Below are 21,074 nucleotides of genomic sequence, written 5' to 3'. Positions count from 1 at the left end.
AAGACTCCTTATTTAATTTTGTCATCAAAAGAGATCACTGCCTGATCATATATAACTAAAAACCCCTTTGCAACGAAACAACTTTCTACTATATGGATGGTTTTTGGCACATTCGCTGAAATCCACGATTCAGATAGCGCGCCCCCACTCCTATTATCCACTACCGGATTAAGCTGTACCTGCTTACATCAACTTATCGATGGGCGGCAGCTTTAAAGTCAGTCTCTAACCTACCATTTTTAATATTTAAACTAACTGATTATGAAGAAGAAAACATTACTTTCAGCAGCGTTGGCACTCATTACCACCGCAGCAATGGCACAACCCGTTTACAATATGAAAGTAACAAAGAACGATGGGACGTCCATTGTCATTCCGGTCAAAGACGTAGCCGACGTTACGTTTAATACGGGCGAGAATCAAGAGATGACGTTCAAGTCGGGCGTAGGTAGCTTTGTACATCGCGACCAACAGTCGAACACGGCCGTTTATCTGCTTGAACTCTCTACCAACATCTTTGGCGACAATACCACGATGCCGATGTCAAAGCTCTACATAACGCTTCTCGGGAAGGCAGACACCGTGAACATCAAGCAGCTGAGCGCGCCTATAGGAACTTTCACCATAGGAGATCCGAACGAACCTGAGAGCAGCAAATTCTATCCGGGCATACGCAACGAAAACGGCGAGGCTGCCAATACTTTCTTAGGCACGCTGAACTCCGCCCAAGACCCAATGGACATCAAACTCATTAACGGCGGAACGCTGACCATTACGCCGATGGAAAACAGGAAATATACGCTCGAAGGCGACTTTACCTGCGTCGATGGCTCTACGCTTAAAGCATCTTATAAAGGAATGCTCGTCATTGACAACAACTCCGGCGAAATAGCACCTGCCGATACGCTCCCGCTTCCGGAAAGCAAGCTCGCGGCCGATACGACCTTGGTTTTCGGCAATAAGAAATATGGTATGGCAACAGACTATGGCATTGGCCGCTTCGGCATTAAAAACAAAACTGAAGTTTACTTGCAATTGTATACCGATGATAGCTACGCGACCTGCCTTGACCTTTATCTGCTGATCGATAATGAGAAATATCCGGGCACGAAGCAGATTCCGGCCGGTAAGTATCCGGTGTTGCCAAAAATCGATTGGGAAAACATCAACAGCCACGAACTGAGCGCCGAGCCGGCCTGGAGAGTGAAGACGCCCGAAGGCTCTCGCGTAGATCTGGGTTGCTGGTTTACGTGGAATTATGCCTACAAGGCACCTCTTGTTGGAGGCGAGATAGAAGTGTTGAGCGGAAACGCCGACTCGTCAGAGCTACACTTGAAATTTAATCTCAAGGATGCGAAGGGCCATACTGTAAAGGGTGAATGGAAAGGCAAGATTGAATAACGCCGCTTGCTCTTCATACGCAAGGTAGCTAAGGTTCGGTTCTGCGAACTTTAGCTACCTTATTTTAGTTGTAAGCTCAGCCTCAAGGAAATACTGGCGATCGACTGCGAGAAGAGGAGGATAATTTGCTTTAACCGGATACAAATATGGCTTTTTAAGCCTCACGCGGGCAAAAAGCCACTTACCGGCCAATCGAATTGAGCGATTGGTCTTAAATTGAAAGTTCTTCTGACAGCGTATCCCAATAGAAATCGCCGCCAAACCATTTTGTGCAAGCCAACTCTTCGGTAAGCGGGTAAAAGCGTACGGAACAATGGCCGCAATCTACCCATCCGCCACCCACAAGCGGCGGATGATCGGCCGTATGTGGCTGAATTTCGATCACTTGGTTGCGAAGAATTGTCCCATCGGGTAAGTGCAAACGACTTACGGCTATGCGTTTCATAAAAGTGAAGGGTGAAAATAAAAAGGTGGTTTGCTCGGACAATTCGCAGCAAGCGAAGACCATATATAATAGGAGGTGCGCTCCCCTTACGGCCTTACATATCGCTTAGATGGCCCATAGGCGGGCGACGACGTAGAAGCTTCGTCAATCGAATGGAAAGTGGTATCGCTCACCGGCTCAGCGGGCCGCGATGGCTCTGAAGCCGGCGTGGGTACAGAGGCAGGCACACGCGCAAGGCGTGGAGACAGCAACATCATTTTTTGAACAATAGTGGGGGAAGAGGCAGGCTGCAATAGTACGAAGCCTTCAACCTGCTTCACGGCGCGCGGCGCAAGGGTGAGCGTCAGCGTTTGCCTACCATCATTAAGCACAGGAGCACTGAAAGTGGCAACAGAGTCGCCAACGTAGCGCACATAAAGAACGGCCAGCGCATTGCGCTCGCCTTCTCGCCCGATCCAATGCGACTCAAAACTCCAAGCCAGTTGGTCGCCGGCATGAAAAGCAGTATCGGACGGCTGACTGAAAGTTATACGATTATTAGCTACTGAAGAAAGCAAGTAGCCGGATGCCCCGCGCCAATAGTTAATGCCATCGGAGCCGGGCATATCAGCGCCTCCGCCATTCTCCATCGTGCCGAAGCGCGCATTTACAATGCGATAAACAGCCAGCAGTGCATCGCTATGCCGTGAATAATACTCCATCGACCGATTGAAGTCTGCCTGCGTAAGATTATATTTCCGCAAGACAGCATCCGTATAGAGACGCGTATTGATGTCTGCACTATCGGAATTTGATTGCCCCAAGGCTAAGGCTACGTGATAGTCATACAACAAATTGGCCATCTTACCTTCCGACAAAACACCGGCAGGGCGACGATTCTTACAGGCAGAAAACAACAGCAGCACTATAAGCAAGAAGAGTCCGCCGCGACTTATACGTGTCGAGACGGACAAACAATGCTTGATATTACTACTGCCTAATTGCCGCATTCGTCATTATTTATCATCGGACGCATTGCTAACCGCTGCGCGAGGTTTTCCGGTAAGGAAACGCCAATAAAAGATAAGGATCGCTACTGCACCGCAAGAGATCGATGCATCAGCAAAATTGAAGATCGCATTAAAAAAGACTTTTCCGCCTAAGAAAGGCACCCAATCGGGCCAGGTAAACAGCGGAAAATAGAACATATCGACGACGTGGCCCGTCAGAAACGAACCGTTGCCCTCACCAAAAGCGGTAAGTACGGCTGGCGTTGCACCGGGAGTGCCTTCGAGCGGACTCGCCGTAAAGATCAAGCCATAAAAACAATTATCGATGATATTGCCGGCAGCGCCTGCAATCACCATAGAAAGGCAGATAATCAGTCCTGCGGGAAGCCGCCGCCGAATTGCCTTGGCCAAAAGACCGACAAAGAAGCAGATGGCCACGACGCGAAAGAGCGTGAGCAGCATCGTGCCAATAAAGTCCATGCCGAAAGCCATTCCTTGGTTCTCGGTAAAGAGGATCTTAAACCAACTCGTCACATCGTGTGACTGGTAAAGCAGCATTCCGGTCTTGACCTTGAACTTTATAAGTTGATCGAGGATCAAGACAATGAGGATGATACCGCCGGACATCCACCACAAAGTGCGGACAGACAGGCGAGAAGGTAAAGCGGATTCGGACGAAAGGTTGTGTCCCATCGTTTCTCTCGATTGTTTCGAGTTGCTCATCTGCCGGAGATTCAGATTTTATTTTTCTTCTCTTGCATCTTCCCCTCAATGCTTGTTGTAGCATGAGGCACGGCGCGCAGGCGTTCTTTCGGGATGAGTTTGCCCGTAACGCGACAAATGCCATAGGTCTTATTGTCAATGCGCACCAGCGCAGACTGCAGGCCTTGGATAAACTTCAATTGGCGGGCTGCCATATTGGTCATTTCCTCCTTGCTCTGCACGGCAGAGCCTTCTTCAAGCGTCTTGTAGGTCGGAGATGTATCGACTACGTCGTTGCTACCGCGGTTCATCAAGCTGTCCATCAGTTGGTCATACTCCCGCGTTGCTAACTTGAGCTTCTCCTCAATCAATTGCTTAAACTCTGCTAATTCTACGTCGTTATAGCGTGCTCTTCCTTCCATATTTGATTGTTTAAAATTCGTCTGCAAGGCCAGCCTCGCAGACGAAATACATTATACTTTTTCTATTTTAACGCGCACTATGCGGCCATCAAAGTCCATCTCTTCGCCTTCTGCTAAAGCCTCGACGATGGAGAAGTTGTCAGCCAATACTTGTCCACAAATATAATCTCCGAAGGCCTCTACAGCCTCAGCCAACTCGCCTTGACGCGCCATCGTTACATGAATATGGTCTGTAATCTCAAAGCCACTATCTTTACGATAAGCCTGGATGCGCTTCACAATCTCGCGCGCCAAGCCTTCGCGGCGCAAGGCTTCGTCAATTTCCAAATCGAGCGCAACGGTTAGCGTACCTTCATTGGCAACCGTCCAACCGGGAATATCCTCGCTAACAATCTCAACAGACTCTCTTTCAATCGTTGCCGGTCCGTCGGCTAAGGTGAGCGTCAAACTGCCCTCTTGCTCTAAGCGGGCAATTTCGGCTTGCGACAAAGCGCCTACAGCTTCAGCTACGGCTTTCATTCGTTTGCCAAACTGCTTACCCATCACGCGGAAGTTACACTTCACGGTTTTCTCCAGTAAATCTCCTTCGACAAAGACTAATTCTTTTACGTTAACTTCATCTAAGATCAGTTGCTGCACGGCTTCAATCGCAGCGCGCTGACTTGCGTCAGTAGCAGGAATAGAGATGCGTCGCAGCGGTTGGCGAACGATGATATGCTCTTTCTTACGCAGCGAGAGCACCATCGAAGTAATCTTCTGCGCCATTTCCATACGATTCTCTAAGTCGGCATCCACTAAAGCGTGGTCGCAGACGGGGAAAGTTTCAAGGTGAACGCTTTCCAAGCCATTGCCGGTCGGTGCTGTCAGGTCGCGATAGAGGCGATCGGCAAAGAAAGGCGCAATGGGCGCCATCAATTTGCAGGTAGTCAAGAGACAAGCGTAGAGCGTTTGGTAAGCGCTCAACTTATCCTCCGTCATCGTACCGGCCCAAAAGCGTTTACGATTCAGGCGCACATACCAATTAGAGAGATTGTCGGCAATGAAAGTATTGATCAAGCGCCCTGCTTTCGTCGGCTCATAATCGTCCAAAGCTGCCGTTACTTCTGCCACCATTGTATTGAGTTCGCTCAATATCCAACGATCAATTTCAGGGCGCTTACTAAAGTCTACTTGCGGTGCGTGCGCATCGAAGTCGTCGACGTTGGCATACATGGCAAAGAAAGAGTAAGTTTGATACAACTTACCAAAGAAGGTGCGAGATACTTCCTTGATGCCCTCTTCGTCAAACTTCAAATTGTCCCACGGCGAAGCATTGGTAATCATATACCAACGCAAGGGGTCAGAGCCATATTTTGCAATCGTCTCAAACGGATCTACCGCATTGCCGAGGCGCTTCGACATTTTATTACCGTTCTTATCCAAGACAAGGCCGTTAGAGATAACATTCTTGAAGGAAACGGAATCGAAGATCATCGTCGCAATAGCGTGGAGCGTAAAGAACCAGCCGCGCGTTTGATCAACGCCTTCAGCGATAAAGTCGGCAGGGAAGCAGCGACCGCTCTCCACCTCCTCTTTGTGTTCGAAAGGATAGTGTTGCTGTGCAAAGGGCATTGCGCCTGAATCGAACCAAACGTCGATCAAATCGCTTTCGCGATGAAGCGGCTTACCCGTCTGCGAAACTAAAACAATCTCGTCTACATACGGACGGTGCAGGTCTATCTTGTGGTAGTTCTCCTCACTATAATCGCCGGGCACGAAGCCTTTTTCCTTAAGCGGATTAGAGGGCATAATGCCGGCAGCCACACTCTTCTCGATCTCATCATAAAGTTCCGCAATGCTACCGATGCAGATTACCTCATCATCGTCGTTGCGCCAAACCGGAAGCGGCGTGCCCCAGAAGCGACTGCGACTCAAATTCCAGTCGTTCAAGTTTTCGAGCCATTTCCCAAAGCGTCCCGAGCCTGTCGAAGCCGGTTTCCACTTAATCGTTTCGTTCAATTCGGACATCCGCTCCTTAGCGGCAGTGCTCCGAATAAACCAGCTATCCAAAGGATAATACAAGACAGGCTTATCCGTGCGCCAGCAGTGTGGATAACTATGTGCGTGCTTGGCAATATTAAATGCCTTGCCCGCTTGCTTCATATCCATACAGATCGACACATCGAGCGTTTCGTCTTTATCGGTCAGCGTACTATCGTAAGCATTCTTCACGTAGCGGCCGGCGTAAGGACCATAGGCCTCTATATTAACGTGAGTCTTCACAAACTCCTCGTCCAAGTCTTCTATACGGAAGAAGCGGCCTTGCAGGTCGACCATCGGCGCAAACTTTCCTTTCTTTGTAATCATTTGCAATCCGGGGACGCCGGCCTTCTTCGCCACAAGTGCGTCGTCTGCACCAAAAGTCGGTGCAATATGCACAATACCCGTACCATCTTCCGTACTTACATAGTCGCCTAAGATGACGCGGAAGGGCTCTCCCTCGCCATAAGGGCGAACGTAGGGGAAGAGTTGCTCATAGTGCATATTCTCAAGTTCGCGGCCCGTCCAGCGACCTACTACGCGATACGGCAGCACCTTATCGCCTTTCTTGTAAGCCTCCATATCCGCCGTAGCGCCTTCAGGATTGAAGTAAGCACTTAAGCGCGCCTCCGCCATCACAACAGAAATCTTCTCGCCCGTATAAGGATTATAAGTCTGCACGCAGACATAATCAATCTTCGGGCCTACGCAAAGCGCCGTATTGCTGGCAAGCGTCCACGGCGTAGTCGTCCACGCAATAAAATAGGGCTTGCCCCAAGCCGTCATCTCGGGTTTGGGGTCGCAAATCACAAACTGTGCAACGACCGTCGTATCTTTCACGTCACGGTAGCAACCGGGCAAGTTCAATTCGTGACTGGACAAGCCTGTGCCGGCAGCGGGCGAATAGGGCTGGATCGTATAGCCTTTATACAGCAAGCCCTTTTTATGAAGCTCTTTCAATAGCCACCAAAGACTTTCGATATAGCCGGTTTCATACGTGATATAAGGGTGCTTCATATCTACCCAATAGCCCATCTTGTCGGTCAAGTCTTCCCATTCGCGGGTAAACTTCATCACATTCTTACGGCAGTGAGCATTGTAATCTCCGATGCTGATCTTCTTACCGATGTCTACTTTCGTGATGCCCAAGTCCTTTTCTACGCCAAGTTCTACGGGGAGGCCGTGCGTATCCCATCCGGCCTTGCGCTCCACGCGATAGCCTTGCATCGTCTTATAACGACAGAAAAGGTCTTTGATCGTACGAGCCATCACGTGATGGATGCCCGGGTGGCCGTTAGCCGAGGGAGGGCCATCATAAAAGACATAGTCGGGTTTTCCCTCGCGGGAGCTTATGCTTTTGTGAAAAAGGTCTTGTTGCAACCAATCGGCTAAAACTTCCTCATTCACTTTAGATAGGTCTAAATTGGGGCGTTCCGTAAACTTCATACAGCTGTTTATTTTTCGTCTAATAATAATAGTGTGCAAAGATAGCGTAAGGGCGGAGTATTGCAAAACAAAACGCATTCTTTTTCAAGCGGAAGGCGTGGGTAACGCCCTCTTAAGGAAGCGTCAAAAAGCCCTAAAGTCCGTCAATCATCTAAGGTCTTGCCCGCGACTGAGGATGCAAGGATCTTTCAAAGCCTCCTCAAACAACTTTGCGCGATAAGCTTTAAAGGATCTCGACCGACCATTTCCCTTCAAGAAGACGGCCGAATAGACAAAAAGGCAAAGGATTCTTCCCTTTGCCACACCATTATATATAAGGCGGTCGAGAAATCTTGCTCCCCGACCGCCTTAAAAAGATCTACGTCTTATCGTATATATTTCTTCCCATTCACGATGTAGACGCCGCGCTGCGGGGCAGTCTGCAAGCGCCGACCGCTCAAGTCGTAAATCGCCGCCTTATCGGTCGCATCAAGCTTTGGCGCAGTAATGCCGCTCAAGTCGTGATGATACAAAATTTCATCGCCAACTGAACATTCCTCTAAGACGTGTCGGCGCGAACCAATGAGCCAAGTGGTGGTAATAGCGTGCTGAAAGGCATTGCCCGTGCTCCCCAGACATTCAATCCAGGCTTCCCAGGCATATCCAATGTGAATATCCTTATTATAATTGTCCGGATCGTCGTAATTATAAGTCCACTCTCGATACAAGTTATAGCTACGATAGGCGTGTCCGGTATTCTCTATCACTTCATTGGTAGCTACGACAGCAACAGAATCCCAATTACGACAAAGCCTTTCATAATCCTCTGCCGTATCTCCATTATAGAACTCGCGAATATCACGATAAGCGACCGTATCGCCCACAGCGACATTAAAGTCGTACATCAACTCTTCGCGCCCGGGATAAGGAGTGTAGTAGACGCGCTTGTTTTCTTCGCGCACCAAGAAGTCAAACTTACTGAAAGAGGTGTGATACACTTTCTTCCAAGTCTTACCATCCACGACAGTATCTCCTTTCATAAAGTAATATTCGTGTTCTACGGGATACGTCGGATCATCATTTAGCGGAATGAGGGAGGCTACCCGCCACGTCTTCCCCTCTTCCACGAAAGGACGATAATCCTGCGCTACGGCGCGAAAGCCGAAGAGCGCCAAAGCGATGATAAGTAAAACGTTTTTCATAAGCGATCTTATTTAATTGTTCTCAATTTGATCTGCCATTTGCCTCCTAAAGCGCCAAAACCGAGGAAAAGCAGGCAAGATTTCAGTTATAAAATTTAAGTTAGCGGCAGAAAACCGTCGCAATTATATGATTTTGCCACAAAGTTACAGCGACTACTGCAAATAAGCAAGTTCTTACGCTTATTTTTATCGTTTCTTCACCCCCCCCGATATCTATAAAAGCATTTTGTAAACAATATTGCGAAAAAAGCGAACCATTATACACCTCCGATTCCAGTCGGTAAAAGGAGCAACAAGGCCTTGTATGACAATGATTTTAAGGAATATTATTTTCTTTCCGGCACTCCGTCGTCGACATTCACGTTTGTCTACATTTTGTCAACGAAAAAAAATTCTGCCACATCGCACAAAATAGAGAAAGGGTAAGGACACAGCAGAAAAATAATGCGTTTGCCTCGCGGCGTATGATTTGTGGGCAAGAAGATAAGCAGGGGGAGGATACAAAATAAATGGCTACCGACGCAAACGCACCTTTATGCTCAATCCGAAAATCTTCATCGAAGCGCACACAAAGCATAGTTTGACAACCGGCATAAGCATTGACGCGACCAAGATATGTAAAGATTTTCCCACACACAAGACCCCCGAAAAATTTGCTTAGGAGAACGGAAAAACTTTCACCTAAGAAAAGAAAAATTGTCTCCTAAGACAATTTTAATTCTCCTAAGGACAATTTTTACTTTCCTATAAGAAAGTTTTCAGGCATATATAGATCCTGAATATCAACTACTTATAAAGTCGTTTTTTGAGGCGTATAGCCATAAAAAGATCTTTGATGAAAAATCACACGTAAATATTTTTTCATCAAAGACTGATCCGTCACCTCGCTCGGTCTTCTACGCGCGCGTATATTATAAGATGTGTAGCGCGCCTTAGAAGATGGGCAACTGATAAACGAAGCCGGCTGAGAGGCGAGCCTCCGTATGATTCTTCGCGCCGAAGACCTTGGCGCGCGGCGTATGCACGTGGGAGCGGCCATAATAATTGATGAAGAAATGCAGATTCTCCTTCATCGGATAAAATTCTACGCCGGCCATGTAAGCATAAGAGCGGCGATAGAGTCCTTTTTCTGCCGTCAGCGTCGGCTTGGTCAATGCGGACGTCTCATAATAGCCCTTGGCAAAGACATTCCAGCGCGGCAGAAAGCGATAATTGAGCTTAAGGATCACCGAATTGTAACGCGTATGGCGGACGTGATCTTTCACATCGGGCGTCAGCGTATGCAGCATGTCCGTCACATATCCGTGGGCGTCGATGTTTTCTTCTGAGAGCATATAATCGAAATACCCATTGAAGCGCCCGAGCGTCCATTCGTGACCGAAGGCAAAGTAGTAGCCGTTGTTGCCCTTCGCCTGCTTGATCAAAGAGGCCGACCAGCGCGTAGTCAGTTTTTCGTTAAAGAAACTACCGTTCCAATTGAGCGTATAAATCATCGGCAACTTTGCGTCGGCATAGGACGGGCCGTACATTTCCGCCGTCGGCGTGCGCCGACTGTTGACTACTTGAAATTGGAGTTCCTGCGTAGGCTTGATCATATAACTGGCGTTGACGCCCGTCAGATAAACCTCCACGCGGTCGAGCATTTCGCTGAATCGGTACACGTCGATCGGATTGAGCCAGGCTTCGTAGCCGCCATAGACGGCGCATTGACGACCGAGGTCGAAGCGCAACTTCTCGTTAGGATGAATCCCTACGCTCATCACGTCGACGGACGACGAGAGACCGTCCGTAACTCGCCCGTTGCTGCTATGCCCGATGCGCTGCTGCAAAGAATAGGAAACGAGTTTGTTTAACCGACCCAGCACGCCGAGACGCATTACGGGCACTTGAAAGGATCCATCTTGGAAATTGCCTTCCTCGAAGTTGGCGTCAAACTCGCCGCGCATATTCAGAAACACATTGATCTTATCTTGCTTCTTTTCCAGCTTACTGACCATCTCCCACAAGGTCTTATCGCCCTGTGGATAATGCTCACGCGAAGAAGGTTCTTGTGCTTGAACCGACAAGGATAAAAATAACAGTGCTACGAGTGCATATATCTTTTTCATAGATTTGTTTTGTTAAAAATAAGGCAACAAGCTACCCTTTTGCCGACCACAACCATAGAGAAGAAGGGCCAACGGCAGGCAAAAGTAGTCAAAAAGATAACATTCCCAAGGATAGTAAGTGAAGAATCCTCTATTTTAAGTTAAATTCCTCATCCTGCAATTATTTATTCTTTCAGAATGTAGTTTATCTCAAATAAAGCGCTAACTTAGCCCCGTAAATTATAATGAACAATATAAAACTTGAAACTCAATGACTACTGAAAACACGAAAAAAACCCGCACTGAAAGCGACTTGATCGGTGCGCGCGAAGTACCGTATGAGGCACTCTATGGCGTACAAACGCTTCGTGGTATGGAAAACTTCCCCATCAGCCACTTTAAGTTAAGCCAATACCCGCTCTTCATCAAGGGCCTCGGCGTAACGAAATTGGGCGCCGTACGCGCTAACCACAAGCTCGGCCTCATCCCCGACGATATGGCGAAGGCTATCGAGCAGGCTTGCATGGAACTCATCGAAGGTCGCCACACTGAAGCATTCCCCGTAGATATGATTCAAGGCGGCGCCGGCACAACGACAAACATGAACGCTAACGAGGTGATCGCTAACCGCGCACTCGAACTGATGGGCTGCGAACGCGGCGACTATAAACGCTGCTCGCCCAACGACCACGTGAACCGCTCGCAATCTACTAACGATGCTTACCCGACGGCCATCCACATCGGTCTCTACGAAACGCACCTCCGTTTGCGTCAGCACTTGGAGCAACTGATCGAGGCTTTTGAAAAGAAGGCGGAAGAGTTTGCCGGCGTGCTCAAAATGGGCCGCACGCAACTTCAGGATGCTGTGCCTATGACTTTGGGCCAGACGTTCCACGGTTTTGCTTCTATCTTGCGCAACGAACTGCCTCACCTCGACGCTGCGGCAGCTGAATTCTTGGTCATCAATATGGGCGCTACGGCAATCGGAACGGGTATCTGTGCCGAACCGAACTATGCTGAAATGAGCACAGCGGAGATCGCAGCCATTACGGGCTATGCTTATCGCCTTTCTGACGACCTCGTGGGCGCTACGTCGGACACTTCTTGCATGGCAGGCTATTCGAGCGCAATGCGTATGGTTGCCTTGAAGATGAACAAGATATGCAACGACTTGCGCCTCATCTCTTCCGGCCCGCGCTGCGGCTTGGGCGAGATCACGCTCCCGGGTGTGCAACCGGGCTCTTCAATTATGCCGGGCAAGATCAATCCGGTTATTCCCGAGGTGATGAATCAGATTGCTTACAAAGTGATTGGCAACGACCTTTGCGTAAGTATGAGTTCGGAAGCTGCGCAAATGGAGCTTAACGCAATGGAGCCGGTAATGGCACAATGCTGCTTCGAATCGGCAGACCTCTTGATGAACGGTTTCGACACCTTGCGCACACGTTGCGTAGACGGCATTATCGCCAATAAGGAAGCTTGTCTCGAACACGTACACCGCAGCATCGGTATCGTAACGGCGCTTAACCCCGTTATCGGCTATAAGAATTCTACCCGCATCGCTAAGGAAGCGCTCGAAACGGGCCGTAGCGTCTACGACTTGATCCTCGAGCACGACATCCTCTCCAAAGAAGATTTGGACACGCTCTTCAGGCCGGAGAACTTGATCAGTCCGGTTAAATTGGACATCAAGCCCAAACACTAAAAACATACAGGCCGAGCCGCTGCCCGCGCAGTTGCTCGGCCTTTTTATTTCTCTTTTGTAATCGGAGCAGCGGCCTTTTTTCGCGTCAGGCCGATGGCCGCTAAGCGACCGGCCGAACTGTCTCCCGGCGATCTTGGAAACCGTTTGCCGCGACCTTATTTTCAACGCCGCCAACGTCACAAAGCGGTCAAGACCGACCAAGCTATTTTAAGCCCCACCACATGAAATTATCAGAAGAACGCAGCAGTATGCTCCACGGCGTGTTGCTGATGGCCCTTTTCGCCAGCGCCTCGTTCGCCATCGGCGATTTAAGCTTCGTAAAGCACCTATCTTTCAGCCCGATGATTGTCGGCATTATTTTGGGTATGCTGTATGCCAACTCTTTGCGCAACAATCTGCCCGAGACCTGGGTGCCCGGCATTAAATTCTGCTCAAAGCGCATCCTGCGCTTCGGTATCATCCTCTACGGTTTCAAACTCTCTTTTCAGGACGTCACGGCCGTGGGTTTGCCGGGTATTTGCATCGACGCCATAATCGTAACTGTCACCATCCTCGGCGGCATTTTGCTCGGCAAGCTCCTCAAAGTGGATCGCGACATCGCCTTGCTGACTTCCGTCGGCAGCGGCATTTGCGGCGCAGCAGCCGTATTGGGCGCAGAATCCGCCGTGCGCACCCAACCATATAAGACGGCCGTGGCCGTAGCTACGGTTGTCATCTTCGGAACAACCGCCATGTTCCTCTATCCCGTCCTCTACCGCAGCGGTATCTTTGTTTTACCGCCCGAGACGATGGGCATTTTTGCCGGTTCGACCATTCACGAAGTAGCCCACGTCGTAGGTGCGGGCAACGCGATGGGGCCGGAAGTGTCCAACGTCGCGATCATCGTCAAGATGATCCGCGTCATTATGCTCGTCCCCGTACTGTTTATTATCAGTTATGCGATGGCGCGCCGCGCAATGGCGGGCAATGCTGAGGGCGCTAAGAGTAAGATCGACATCCCCTGGTTTGCCATCCTTTTCCTCTTGGTTATCGGCTTCAATTCGCTGCACCTGCTCTCCGCAGAAGTCGTAGAATTTATCAATAAGTTAGATACATTTTTGCTGACAATGGCTATGACGGCCTTAGGCGCTGAAACGAGCTTCGACAAGTTTAAGAAAGCTGGTTTCAAGCCCTTCCTTTTGGCCGCCCTGCTCTTCTGCTGGCTCATCTGCGGCGGCTATTTCTTGGCCAAATATGTTGTGCCGATGATCAGCTAAGCCTAAAAAAGAGCAGCGCCGCACACTTTCGTATGCAGCGCCATCATCTCCATTCCCTCACCGCCAAGGTGGGGGATCATTATATATAATTGTGTGTCGGTCTTGTTGGGGAGTAAGCCGTCGGGGGGGGGCTTTCATCTCTTAAGTTGTCTTCTCCTGCAGCCCGCAAGGCTTCATCGCCGTCGGCCTCGGCAGCGCTCTGCGTCATTCAAAATAGAACACGAGCGAAACCATATTCAGATGCGCGGCATCAATGCTTTCCGTAAAGATGCGCTGAGCGGGATCGGTGAGTTCGGGGCGCTGCTTGTCGAGCACATTGCCCAAACCGAAATCAAACTTCAACTCGGGCACGAGTTTGAAAAACGGCAGATAAATTTCGCAGCCCATACCTACCTCCAAGCAGGTATTGAGCGCCTTCGTGCGCAGCAGCGAATGCTTGCTCGTGGTCAGGTCATAAAAGGGCGCAATGCCGAGCATCACGTAGGGGCGATAGTTGTTGAAGCGCGGCGCCGCCACTTTGAGATCGATGGGCAGGCCAATGTAGGTCGACTTCATATCTTGCGACCGCTTTTCGCCCGTACTTAAATCGCGAAAACTCAAATGCTTACTGCCAAACTGCAACTGGGGCAATGTGCGTAGGGAGACGTAGCGCCCCAAACGCAGATCGCCTAAGATACCCACTGAAAAGCCAAAATTCTGACTATCGTTTTCGGCAACCCACTGCCGCCCCGTGCCGGGCTGGATAAAGCCATTGTTGCGCAACTTCAATCCCTGATCCGCCAGCCCCACGAAGAATCCGTAGTGGAAGCGGCGCTCATCGATAAAGGGCTTGTTCTGCAACTTCCGTTCTTGGGCAGCGAGCGGCAGTTGCAGGCTTGCGAGGAGCAAACAGGCGAGAAGGAGTAATCGGGTCTTCATATCTGTATTGTGAAGGCCCACTTTGAGCGCTTCATCTTATTGTTCTAAACGTGCGAGGGCGCCGAATATTGCCCGCAGCGCCTATTTTTACGACCTAATGGCCCAATATCGAGCAAAAAAGTATCGATAAGCGGATAAAAAGCAGCGGCCCGAAGCAAATTACCTCGGGCCGCCGTAAGTCGTAAGTCTGACTAATTATTCGCCGGGAGCGATTGCGCCCGTCGGGCAAGCGTCTGCGCAAGCACCGCAATCAACACAAGAGTCAGGATTGATTGAATATTTTTCGCCTTCAGAGATAGATTCTGTCGGGCATTCGCCGATGCACGTTCCACATGCAACGCAGTCGTCGCTAATAACGTAAGCCATAGTAATTCTAAAAATTTAAATTGTTGTTATGTAGTAAGTTCCTCTCCGGAACAGGTGCAAAGATACGCATTCCGATTTAATATTGCACGCTTTCTGCTTATTTTTTATCGCTCTGCACGCATTTTTTACGCTAAATGGGGGAAAAACGCGCGAATAAAACTTATTTTTTAGGGACAAAATCTACTTCTTGCAGCCCCTTCTCCCCATCGACGCAGTGTACGCTCACGAGCGGAAGCCTTTTTTCTCACGAGCGCAAACCTTTTTCATCGTGAGCGTAAGCCTTTTTTGTCGTGATAAAAAAGGTGCGCCGCAGATGTTTGCTGCTTACGATGTGCATTCGGAAGGGGATAAAATCAAGTTTTTAGATAACTGATTGGCGACCTGCTGATTCTGCCGTGCGAGGGCCGAAAAAGAAGGTGAAAGCAAGAGCAACACATCTGCGCGAAAAAGTAATAAAAATAAAAGAATCGCGCTTCTTATAAAAGTTTTGATGGGGGATAGGATGAGACTTACCGACGCTGTATCAGGCCTATTCGTCGACAAACAGGACATCGCAAGGCGCATTTCAAGTCAAGAAATAACAATAGTTAGCCGTCATCTCATTATAATACAACTTATGCGCCATCAATTACCGAAAAAGTAGACAGTAACACACATTTCACTACAAACAACTTAACAATGCGCGCAGAAAAACAAAGCAGAAGCATTGGAAAATAAGTCAACAAAATTCTCACTTTGCCAACATTTGCCTTAAAAAGACGAACAAAGATGCTGAAAATATTGCTGAAGAAAATAAAAATACGCATATTTGTAACGATTATACGGAAAACGAAAACGTCGACCTTTATTTACCTAAATCCATTTTTAATAATGAGAAAAAAATTATCCATCTTAATGACCGGAGCTTTGGCGGCTTGTTTGGCCTTCTCCGGACCGGCGCAAGCGCAAGTTGGCGCAAAGCCGGCGCTCATGCATCCGCGGGGCGACATCAACACACGGCCGGAGGCGGAAATCGACCTTAGGCAAACGTATCCGGCATTGGCGTCGGTGAAAATGGGCTACATACGACCCAACAATTTGCGCAACTTACCGCAAACTTTGAATCGCCCTAATAAAAGCCGAAAGGGGGCTACGCCTCCAAGCCTCTTGGGAGCACCGGCGCCGATCGAGTTGTGGGGCAATGCGATCTATCAGACCACGTGGGGCGAGGGGGAACCTCAATATGGCTACTACGCCTTCTCTACGGCGGCTCCGGTCAACTCGGTCAACTTGTTGGGCAAAGATCCCGACATGATTTTCAACGCCGGATGCGGCATCGTCAACGGCGTCTTGCACGGCGTCTTCTTAGATACGTCGCTCGCGGTCTATGGCATTATCAAAGCGTATCATTTGCAGTTTGATCCGGAAACGTGGGAAAGGGTTGCGCCCTCAAAAGAGGTGCAACTTCATCTGGCGGCCTTCGAAACGGCGCAGGATCCAACGACGGGCGAGGTCTATGGCGAATTTTATGACGCGCAACTGCAGCAGCGGGAATTTGGCGTCATAGATTTTGAAAAGGAAACGCGCACTACGTTTGGCAAAACGGATAAGTCGTATGTTGCCCTCGGACTTTCCACGGATGGCTTCTTATACGGCATCGCCAGCGATGGTTACTTATATAAAATAGATAAGACGAACGGCAAGGAAACGCAAATCGGCTCGACGGGCGTAACGCTCTTGGACGAGGATGGCAGTTACTCGGGACAAAGTGGCGAGATCGACGCGAAAACAAATACGTTCTACTGGACCTGTGTCGATGCGCAGCAGAATGCGGCCTTATACACGGTGGACCTCAAGACGGGGGCAGCAACAAAAATTTCCGACTTCCCGAACAATGATATGTTCGTGGGCTTGATCGTACCGAAGCCGAAAGCGGCAGCGGGAGCTCCGGCCGCAGCGGAAGAAATGGCGGCCAACTTTACGGGGGCTTCGCTCACGGGCAAGATCGACTTCAAAGTGCCGACGAAGACTTTTGGCGGCAGCACGCTGAACGGCAACGTGACGTATAACATCTTGCAAGGTAAAAATACGTTGGCCACCGGTACGGCACAAGCCGGCGAAGAGGTCTCGGCCAACGTTACGGTGGCGCAAGAGGGACTCGTACGCTTCACGCTACGCTTGGAAAACGCGGCAGGGCAAGGGCCTTATACATATGTCGAAAAGTGGATCGGCTATGATGAGCCGCGAGCAATCGAAAATGCACACCTCGACATCAATAACGAAACGGGCGCGGCCAAACTGACGTGGTCAGCACCGACAGCCACACTCCACGAAGGTTATCTCGGCACCTTGACGTATGACGTTATGCGCTACCCGGATTCTGTGATGGTGGTCACAAACGGAAGCGCAACAGAGTTTGCCGAAACCCTGACAAAAGGCGAAATGACTTACTACTCGTATGGCATCTGGGCCCACAACGGTACGCAGAAAAGCGCTCAAGCCTACTCCAACGGCGCCGTGCTGGGCGATAGCGTAAGCCTGCCCTACTTGGAAGAGTTCAAAACGCCCGCATCTATGAACCTCTTTAAAATAATTGACGTCAATAACGACGGGCAAACGTGGGTTTGGAACCCCTACGGCAAATATGAAACGGGCGCGGCGGGACAAGCGGCCACATATTACTACAATCCGGAACAAGACGCCGACGATTGGATGTTGACGCCGCCGGTTATGTTGAAAAAAGATCATATCTACCATTTCGCATTCAAGACCAAGTCGCGCTTAAAAAGGTACAAAGAGCGCCTGGAAGTGAAGTTCGGAAAGGGTGATCAGATCGAGGATATGTCAAACGAAATTTTGGCGCCCACAGAAATATCCACGGACGGCTACGTTACATTCGAAAAAGATCTTTCGATTGACGCCGACGGAAAATATCGCATCGGCTTCCACGCTTTGAGCCCGCAAAATCAGCTCTTCCTCTACATCGATAGTATTTCAATTGGGAACGGCATTGCTTTTAGCGCGCCCGATTCGGTTCAAGATCTGACCATCACGCCCAATCCGCAGGCCGAGAAGAAAGCCACGCTTACTTTCAAAACACCGACAAAGGACCTCAAAGGCCAGCCTTTGAGCGGTCTGTTCCGCTTTACGATTGAGCGCGAAGGGAAAGGCGTCGTGAAAGAGGTAGAATACCCCGCTCGCGGCAAGCAATACACTTTCGAAGACGTGCTTACAGACGCCGGCATCGCCACTTATACCATCACGTGTTTCAATAAAAACGGGGAAGGTCGCAAACTGACCAAGACGGTCTTCATCGGACTCGACGCTCCGCAAGCGCCTGAGGGCGGCCGACTCTCAGATCGGAGCGACAACATCGGCATCGAGTGGGACGCAGTCGGTAGCGTAGGCCAGCACGGCGGCGTTGTATTGCCGCAAAACGTAATCTATCGCATTTACAACATATCTTACGATAGTCAAAGCGGGAAACCTACGCCCCAATTCCTGACGGAAACGATGCAAACCTCTTACAACGTATCGCGCAACACCGCTCAAGGTCCCCAGCAATACATTATATATGGTCTATCCGCCAAGAATGCGAGCGGAGCGAGCCCCGTTTCGTTCACCCAAGGCTTAGTAGTCGGCGCGCCCTACGCGTTACCGATCAAGGAATCAGTAGCCGGCGACGAACTCAGTCTGCTATGGTGGCACGAACATTCAGGCAAATCCACCTTCGGCACGACCAGCGACCGCACGGTCGACAAAGACGGCGGCGCCTTCAAGTTTAGCGCCGACAAAGCCGGTGACGACGCCTGCATCAACTCCGGAAAAATTTCCATACAAGGCGCTAAGCACCCACGAATCTCCTTCTACCACTTCGCCGAACCGGCAAAACCCATCCGTTTAGAACTGGAAATTCGCAAGGCCGACAACACACTGGTCAAGGTGGGTCAGTTCGACTACGCCCCCCTCAAAACCGTGACCGACTGGAACAAATTCGAGTACGACATCGACAAGACCAAGTTTGGCGCTGAGCCTTATCTGCAATTCCGCATCCGCGCCGTGGCCGACAAAGCCCGCGTGCCGGTTTGGGTCGACAAGATTATGGTGTACGACGCGCCTGATCACGACCTCAACGTCGCAATCACCGCGCCCGAAGTAGCCACGAAGGGCGAGACGATTCCCACCACCGTAAGCGTAAAGAACATCGGTGCAGAACCCATTCAAGCCTACAAGGTACGCCTCAAGGCGGGCAGCGAACTCGTACAAGAAATCGCATCAGAAAAGGCCCTTCCGGCGGGCGAAACCTGCGATTTTACGATCGACTATAAGACGAATATTTTGAGCAACGACGAAGCTGTCACGCTCAAAGCCGAAGTCGTATGCGAGGAAGACCCCAACATCGACGACAACTTCAGCGAAGCGACCACCACGCTCAAAGATTCAGACCTGCCGCAACCGGAAAACGTCACGGCCACACTGAAATCGGAGCAAGACGTGCAACTCAATTGGCAAGCACCTGCCGCTTTGACGCGCAAAGTGACGGAAGATTTTGAAAGCTACGCGCCCTGGACGATCAACAACTTTGGCGACTGGACCGGCATCGACGGCGACGGCGGCAACGTGGGCGGCTTCTGGAAGTCGCACCCCTACAAGCACCAAGGCACACCCTTTGCTTTCATCGCCTTCAATCCCGAAAACCTCTTCGCAGGTTGCACGGAGAGCAACCCGATCCTGAAGCCACACTCCGGCGAACAATATCTGACGGCGATCTATTCGACCAAGCCCGGCGAGACCGAATCAGTCGATGCCGACAACTGGCTGATCAGCCCCATGCTCTCAGGCGAGGCGCAGCAGATCAACTTCTGGGTCAACAACTATAAGAGCCAATCGCAGGAGTTTACGGAACAGATCGACATACTCTATTCTACGACCGACCGACAGCCCCAAAACTTCCAAAAAGTGGGCGAAACGCGCCGAGTAAGTGGCGGAAAATTCCAAAACATCAAGGCCGACCTGCCGCAAGGCGCCAAATATTTTGCCATCCGCCACATTACGGGGAAAGACAACGTCTGCATCTTTATGCTCGACGACGTGACCTTCGTCAAGGGCTATGCAAAGCCGAAAGGCTACAACGTATATCGCGATGGTAAACTCGTCGCAACGCTCAACGAACAAACGATGACGATCGACGACAAAGCGGAAACCGAAGGCCTGCATCGCTATGCCATCACGGCAGTCTATGATAAGGGCGAATCGAAGCCCGTTTGGATTGACGTCACTACGGCTATCCAACTTATTGAGGCGATGTCCGGCCAACCATACGACGTTTATGCAGCCGATGGTCGCCTGATCGGCAAAGCGCTGAAGCGTTTGCCGCAACTCGCCCCTGGCGTATACGTTATCAATGGTAAGAAAGTAGTGGTCAAATAAAGACTATTTTTTGCCAACAATCCTCTTTAACCAACGACAACCTCCCCACCGTAGGAGGTTGTCGTTTTTTTGACCTACGACGTGAGAAGCGGGAGCAGCCGAAAGGCTCATTGCCCACGCGGCAGTGCAAACCGACTTCCTGCCTGTTTGCATCAGCCATCGAAAATCCCTCCTTATCAAGCCCCAAGCCTCATTTACGCTTCATAACGACCATTCTTTTTTTAGCAAAATAAAAAAACGCCCCCCGTCGTTTCCGGCAAGTAGTCTGCCGGCCCTCATCATGTATCGCGAAAAAGCAGACAAACGAAAAGGCCGACAAGCATAGCCGAGAAGAACGACAAACCATTTGTCGCCTCGGGCAACAAAGAAGTCCCTTCCACACCAAAAACAAACAGGCACGACAGACACATAGGCGGCGAAGCGCAAGCAACACACAGCGAAAAACGCTATTATTCAGGCGGATACAGCAAAAAGCAATCCTTCAAATCGCCATTTCCTCATTTCTTTTCACAAGCTTCTGTGTTTTTCATCGTGAGCGCAAACCTTTTTTATCACGAGCGCAAACTCTTTTTATCGTGAGCGTAAGCATTTTTTATCACGATGACAATCCATAGAAATAAGCTTTTCTCGCACATAATCCAAAACGAATCGGGCTGTTTGTCAGACGAAATTAAACTCATATCAGGACAAAGGCGAACCGATTTTAGAGCGAAGCAGCAGGAGGCAGG

13 protein-coding genes are annotated in these 21,074 nt (G+C 50.0%); 4 read left to right on the top strand and 9 right to left on the bottom strand.

Annotation, left to right across the window (positions count from 1 at the left end):
• Positions 1-261 precede the first annotated feature (261 nt).
• A complete protein-coding gene (locus GCWU000325_RS09980) occupies positions 262-1,401 on the top strand; it encodes a hypothetical protein (RefSeq protein WP_006256484.1) in 1,140 nt (379 codons plus the stop codon).
• Between the two features lie 211 nt (positions 1,402-1,612).
• Here GCWU000325_RS09980 and GCWU000325_RS09975 read toward each other — a convergent pair whose 3' ends face one another.
• The 7 genes from GCWU000325_RS09975 to GCWU000325_RS09945 all read right to left on the bottom strand — a co-directional run bounded on the left by GCWU000325_RS09975 (position 1,613) and on the right by GCWU000325_RS09945 (position 10,713).
• Positions 1,613-1,846 carry a hypothetical protein gene (locus tag GCWU000325_RS09975; RefSeq protein WP_154646643.1) on the bottom strand — a complete coding sequence of 78 codons (234 nt, stop codon included), beginning with the start codon at positions 1,844-1,846 and terminating at the stop codon, positions 1,613-1,615.
• A gap of 86 nt (positions 1,847-1,932) precedes the next feature.
• Positions 1,933-2,835 (bottom strand): DUF4296 domain-containing protein, encoded by a 903-nt coding sequence (locus GCWU000325_RS09970; RefSeq protein ID WP_040599635.1) that lies wholly within the window; start codon positions 2,833-2,835, stop codon positions 1,933-1,935.
• A 6-nt stretch (positions 2,836-2,841) separates the two neighbouring features.
• Entirely contained in the window at positions 2,842-3,462 is a 621-nt protein-coding gene (locus GCWU000325_RS09965) for a lipoprotein signal peptidase (RefSeq protein ID WP_006256478.1), read from the bottom strand.
• A gap of 107 nt (positions 3,463-3,569) precedes the next feature.
• On the bottom strand, positions 3,570-3,959 hold the full coding sequence (locus GCWU000325_RS09960; protein WP_006256477.1) for a TraR/DksA family transcriptional regulator: 390 nt from the start codon (positions 3,957-3,959) through the stop codon (positions 3,570-3,572).
• A gap of 51 nt (positions 3,960-4,010) precedes the next feature.
• Entirely contained in the window at positions 4,011-7,424 is a 3,414-nt protein-coding gene (gene ileS / locus GCWU000325_RS09955; RefSeq protein WP_006256476.1) for an isoleucine--tRNA ligase, read from the bottom strand.
• A gap of 365 nt (positions 7,425-7,789) precedes the next feature.
• Entirely contained in the window at positions 7,790-8,605 is an 816-nt protein-coding gene (locus GCWU000325_RS09950; RefSeq protein ID WP_006256474.1) for a hypothetical protein, read from the bottom strand.
• Between the two features lie 932 nt (positions 8,606-9,537).
• Positions 9,538-10,713 carry a porin gene (locus GCWU000325_RS09945; protein WP_006256470.1) on the bottom strand — a complete coding sequence of 392 codons (1,176 nt, stop codon included), beginning with the start codon at positions 10,711-10,713 and terminating at the stop codon, positions 9,538-9,540.
• Between the two features lie 250 nt (positions 10,714-10,963).
• On the opposite strand from GCWU000325_RS09945, the gene GCWU000325_RS09940 reads away from it, so the two are divergent.
• Both GCWU000325_RS09940 and GCWU000325_RS09935 read left to right on the top strand, forming a co-directional pair.
• Positions 10,964-12,397, top strand: coding sequence for an aspartate ammonia-lyase (locus GCWU000325_RS09940; protein ID WP_006256468.1), 1,434 nt, complete (start codon positions 10,964-10,966; stop codon positions 12,395-12,397).
• 221 nt (positions 12,398-12,618) lie between these two features.
• A complete protein-coding gene (locus GCWU000325_RS09935) occupies positions 12,619-13,653 on the top strand; it encodes a YeiH family protein (RefSeq protein WP_006256466.1) in 1,035 nt (344 codons plus the stop codon).
• Positions 13,654-13,857: 204 nt separating this feature from the next.
• On the opposite strand, the gene porT is transcribed toward GCWU000325_RS09935, so the two are convergent.
• Together porT and GCWU000325_RS09925 are read right to left on the bottom strand one after the other, a co-directional pair.
• Complete coding sequence (gene porT / locus GCWU000325_RS09930) at positions 13,858-14,571, bottom strand: type IX secretion/gliding motility protein PorT/SprT (protein ID WP_006256463.1); 714 nt, start codon at positions 14,569-14,571, stop codon at positions 13,858-13,860.
• A gap of 195 nt (positions 14,572-14,766) precedes the next feature.
• Positions 14,767-14,937, bottom strand: a complete 171-nt coding sequence (locus GCWU000325_RS09925) for a DUF362 domain-containing protein (protein WP_006256462.1) — start codon at positions 14,935-14,937, stop codon at positions 14,767-14,769.
• An 870-nt stretch (positions 14,938-15,807) separates the two neighbouring features.
• Here GCWU000325_RS09925 and GCWU000325_RS09915 point away from each other — a divergent pair.
• Complete coding sequence (locus GCWU000325_RS09915) at positions 15,808-20,346, top strand: choice-of-anchor J domain-containing protein (RefSeq protein WP_154646641.1); 4,539 nt, start codon at positions 15,808-15,810, stop codon at positions 20,344-20,346.
• The last annotated feature ends 728 nt before the right edge of the window (positions 20,347-21,074 follow it).

The organism is Alloprevotella tannerae ATCC 51259, from assembly GCF_000159995.1.
In the GTDB taxonomy this organism is placed as follows: Bacteria; Bacteroidota; Bacteroidia; order Bacteroidales; family Bacteroidaceae; genus Alloprevotella; species Alloprevotella tannerae.
Note: the sequence above shows the minus strand (reverse complement) of the source record. Positions and strands in the feature narration are given on the sequence as shown.

Excerpts from the sequence above, each read along its gene's own strand:
- GCWU000325_RS09980 (WP_006256484.1), top strand. The coding sequence starts at position 262 with ATGAAGAAGAAAACATTACTTTCAGCAGCGTTGGCACTCATTACCACC.
- GCWU000325_RS09975 (WP_154646643.1), bottom strand. The coding sequence starts at position 1,846 with ATGAAACGCATAGCCGTAAGTCGTTTGCACTTACCCGATGGGACAATT.
- GCWU000325_RS09970 (WP_040599635.1), bottom strand. The coding sequence starts at position 2,835 with ATGCGGCAATTAGGCAGTAGTAATATCAAGCATTGTTTGTCCGTCTCG.
- GCWU000325_RS09965 (WP_006256478.1), bottom strand. The coding sequence starts at position 3,462 with ATGTCCGGCGGTATCATCCTCATTGTCTTGATCCTCGATCAACTTATA.
- GCWU000325_RS09960 (WP_006256477.1), bottom strand. The coding sequence starts at position 3,959 with ATGGAAGGAAGAGCACGCTATAACGACGTAGAATTAGCAGAGTTTAAG.
- ileS (WP_006256476.1), bottom strand. The coding sequence starts at position 7,424 with ATGAAGTTTACGGAACGCCCCAATTTAGACCTATCTAAAGTGAATGAG.
- GCWU000325_RS09950 (WP_006256474.1), bottom strand. The coding sequence starts at position 8,605 with ATGAAAAACGTTTTACTTATCATCGCTTTGGCGCTCTTCGGCTTTCGC.
- GCWU000325_RS09945 (WP_006256470.1), bottom strand. The coding sequence starts at position 10,713 with ATGAAAAAGATATATGCACTCGTAGCACTGTTATTTTTATCCTTGTCG.
- GCWU000325_RS09940 (WP_006256468.1), top strand. The coding sequence starts at position 10,964 with ATGACTACTGAAAACACGAAAAAAACCCGCACTGAAAGCGACTTGATC.
- GCWU000325_RS09935 (WP_006256466.1), top strand. The coding sequence starts at position 12,619 with ATGAAATTATCAGAAGAACGCAGCAGTATGCTCCACGGCGTGTTGCTG.
- porT (WP_006256463.1), bottom strand. The coding sequence starts at position 14,571 with ATGAAGACCCGATTACTCCTTCTCGCCTGTTTGCTCCTCGCAAGCCTG.
- GCWU000325_RS09925 (WP_006256462.1), bottom strand. The coding sequence starts at position 14,937 with ATGGCTTACGTTATTAGCGACGACTGCGTTGCATGTGGAACGTGCATC.
- GCWU000325_RS09915 (WP_154646641.1), top strand. The coding sequence starts at position 15,808 with ATGAGAAAAAAATTATCCATCTTAATGACCGGAGCTTTGGCGGCTTGT.